Origin of the sequence: Alkalilacustris brevis (assembly GCF_003350345.1) — a bacterium.
In the GTDB taxonomy this organism is placed as follows: domain Bacteria; phylum Pseudomonadota; class Alphaproteobacteria; order Rhodobacterales; family Rhodobacteraceae; genus Alkalilacustris; species Alkalilacustris brevis.
In genome coordinates, this window is sequence record NZ_QNVJ01000022.1 from 1 (window position 1) to 2,659 (window position 2,659).

Here is a 2,659-nt window from a genome sequence, read left to right on the forward strand (position 1 = left end):
TCCGTCCCTTCCTTGGGTCGGACTCTAATCGCAGACGGAGGAAAAATCCCGTGGCAGGTCACAACGAGGCCGACGCCATCGCGATCCTGCTCTGGGCGCTGGAGACCCGGGGAGGTGTGCAATGAGCGGCATGCGGTTCACGCCCAAGGGCTACGGCGGGCACCGCCGCAACCCCGACGAGGTCAAGCGCGACGGCTGGAAGGAACAGGGGCTGCTGGCCGTCGCCATCGACGACGGCCGCCTGACCTGGCCCGAGCGCGAGCTGGTCCGCCAGCTCGGCGAGCGGCTCTACGGCAAGCGGCAGGAGGACAGGCGTCATGGCTGACTGGACCACGGGCCGCGTGCAGGACCGGCTGGAACTCGCTGCCGACGTGTTCGGGTCGCTGCCCGGCGTCAAGCCGCAGGGCTACTTCAACGCCTGGCCCGAATATTTCCACAGCTTCGGTGACAAGGTGGGTCAGGAGCCGCAGATGCGGCGGCCCCTGCCATCGCCGCGCATGATCACCGAAGCCGAAGAAGCGCTGCTCTGGCTGCGCTGGCTCGAAAAGGACGACGCCCGGATCGTCTGGCTGCGCGCAAACCGAATGCCATGGAAACCGATCTGCTGGGAGTTGGGCATAAGCCGCGCCACGGCGAACCGTCGCCATGCGTATGGGCTGGCTGTGATCGTCTGGCGGCTGAACGGCAAGACGCCACCGAGGAAGCGGTCGATGGGTTTCGTCATCGCCCGGACCAATTGAAAACCGCCGCCATGCGACAGCGCGTGGCGGCGCATCTTGAACAATGGGCGCGCATCCGGTATATACCACTGTATGCTCATCGGAGATCGTCATGTTTGAAACCCGCATTCGCAAAGTCGGCAACTCTGCCGTCGTCACGCTCTCGGCGGAAATGCTCGCGGCACTGGATGCGCGCGAGGGTGACACAGTTTACCTGGTGCGCGGTGATGACGGCAGTCTGAAAATCACGCCCCAGAACCCTGAACTGGCCGCCGCGCTGGCTGCGGCGCAGGTCGTTATGGATGAAAACCGCGACATGCTGCAGGCGCTTGCGTGACTGAGCCGATCTGGGTGCCGCTGCCAGCCATCGTGATCATCCATGACCGCCAGATCGCTCGGCATGGCGGCGCAGCAGGTATGCGGGATATGGGGCTTCTTGAAGCCGCAGTGGAGCGCCCTCGCAACAAGGCTGCTTATGCAGACCCGCGTCTGGAAGAGATCGCAGCCGCATATGCGTTCGGGATCGCCAAGGCGCATGCATTCGTCGATGGTAACAAGCGCACAGCTTTCGTGACTTCCGCCACGTTTCTGCGTCTCAATGGCTTCGGCTTGCGCCCTGATCCGCTGGAAGGTGTCAGGGCGATGGAAGATCTGGCCGCCGGGGTTCTATCAGAGGAAGCCTTCGCCACTTGGCTTGCCGAACAGATGAGGCCCCTCGCGCGCTGATGCTCCGGCTAATCCTGTCAAGAAATTTCGTGATTGCGAGACAATTTTCGACGAGACACCGGAACGCGTGACAGGATCGGATCAGGGGGCTAAAACCTAGGCAAGCTCGCACGAGGTGTGAGGAAGGAGACAACACGCGAAGACTGGCTTCCGGGGTCCAGATTGAGGTCCAAAGGGGCAGGGTGGCACACGATCGGCGACGGTTCGAAACCGGGAAAACGCCCACCTCTTGACCGGAGAAACTATCTCGGACTTCCGGCAAGTCATTGATTTTACGGGTCCCTTCTGGGCAAAAGCGTATGCTGGGGGGCGCAGCGCGAGGCTTTCCCAGTGACGCCGCCGAAAATACCCGTTTCGTTTCGCTTTGATGCGAACCCCAATAAAACAAAGGCCTGAGGGCCCCAAAACCTGCGCCTCAACCGAAACGGGGATTCGACCCCATTTCGTTTCAGTGGCTTCCCAAGGACATTCTCATGGACGTCGTCGACCTGCCACTCGGGCAGATCATTCCCTATGCGCGCAACCCGCGGCGCAACGAGCAGGCCATCGCCACGGTGGCGGCCTCGATCCAGGAGTTCGGCTGGCGTCAACTGATCGTGGTGGACGAAGCGATGGTGGTCCTGGCCGGGCACACGCGGCTGGAGGCAGCGCGCAAGCTCGGCTTCAAGACCGCGCCAGTGCATGTGGCCAAGGGGCTGACGGCCGCGCAGGCGCGGGCGTTCCGGATCATGGACAACCGGTCGAGCGAGAACGCCGAGTGGGACAAGGACCTGCTGAACCTCGAATTGGCGGACCTGCTGGAGGCGGATTTTGACCTCGGGCTGACCGGATTTACCGAGGATGAGTTGAGCGCGCTGATGTCGAGCCTCAACGAGGGCACTGGCCCGCAAGACGGCGAGGACGACATTCCGGAAACCCCGGAGGACCCCATCAGCCGTCCCGGGGATCTCTGGATCCTTGGCAACCACCGGCTGCTCTGCGGTGACAGCACGGTGGCCACCGATGTCGAGCGTCTGCTCGGCACCGTGAAGCCGCTTCTGATGGTGACCGATCCGCCTTATGGCGTGGAATACGACCCGTCCTGGCGCAACCAGGCGGGCACGGCAACGACGAAGCGCACCGGCAAGGTGCTGAACGACGACCGCGCTGATTGGCGCGAGGCATGGGCGCTGTTCCCCGGCGATGTCGCCTATGTCTGGCACGGCGCGCTGCAC

5 protein-coding genes are annotated in these 2,659 nt (G+C 63.3%); all 5 read left to right on the plus strand.

Features of this window, described 5'->3' with window-relative positions:
- Positions 1-121: 121 nt before the first annotated feature.
- A complete protein-coding gene (locus DQ229_RS03540) occupies positions 122-325 on the plus strand; it encodes a hypothetical protein (protein WP_476561124.1) in 204 nt (67 codons plus the stop codon).
- Complete coding sequence (locus DQ229_RS03545; protein WP_114964903.1) at positions 318-740, plus strand: DUF6362 family protein; 423 nt, start codon at positions 318-320, stop codon at positions 738-740. The genes DQ229_RS03540 and DQ229_RS03545 overlap by 8 nt, the downstream gene beginning before the upstream one ends.
- Before the next feature lie 91 nt (positions 741-831).
- Complete coding sequence (locus tag DQ229_RS03550; protein WP_114964906.1) at positions 832-1,056, plus strand: AbrB/MazE/SpoVT family DNA-binding domain-containing protein; 225 nt, start codon at positions 832-834, stop codon at positions 1,054-1,056.
- Positions 1,053-1,445 (plus strand): type II toxin-antitoxin system death-on-curing family toxin, encoded by a 393-nt coding sequence (locus tag DQ229_RS03555; protein ID WP_114964904.1) that lies wholly within the window; start codon positions 1,053-1,055, stop codon positions 1,443-1,445. Before DQ229_RS03550 ends, DQ229_RS03555 begins: the two co-directional genes overlap by 4 nt.
- Before the next feature lie 473 nt (positions 1,446-1,918).
- Positions 1,919-2,659, plus strand: a 741-nt coding sequence (locus tag DQ229_RS03560) for a ParB N-terminal domain-containing protein (RefSeq protein WP_162300734.1), incomplete at its 3' end; no start/stop codon positions are given.

Bases quoted from the DNA above. Each gene is read 5' to 3' on its own strand.
- DQ229_RS03545 (WP_114964903.1), top strand. From the start codon at position 318: ATGGCTGACTGGACCACGGGCCGCGTGCAGGACCGGCTGGAACTCGCT.
- DQ229_RS03540 (WP_476561124.1), top strand. From the start codon at position 122: ATGAGCGGCATGCGGTTCACGCCCAAGGGCTACGGCGGGCACCGCCGC.
- DQ229_RS03550 (WP_114964906.1), top strand. From the start codon at position 832: ATGTTTGAAACCCGCATTCGCAAAGTCGGCAACTCTGCCGTCGTCACG.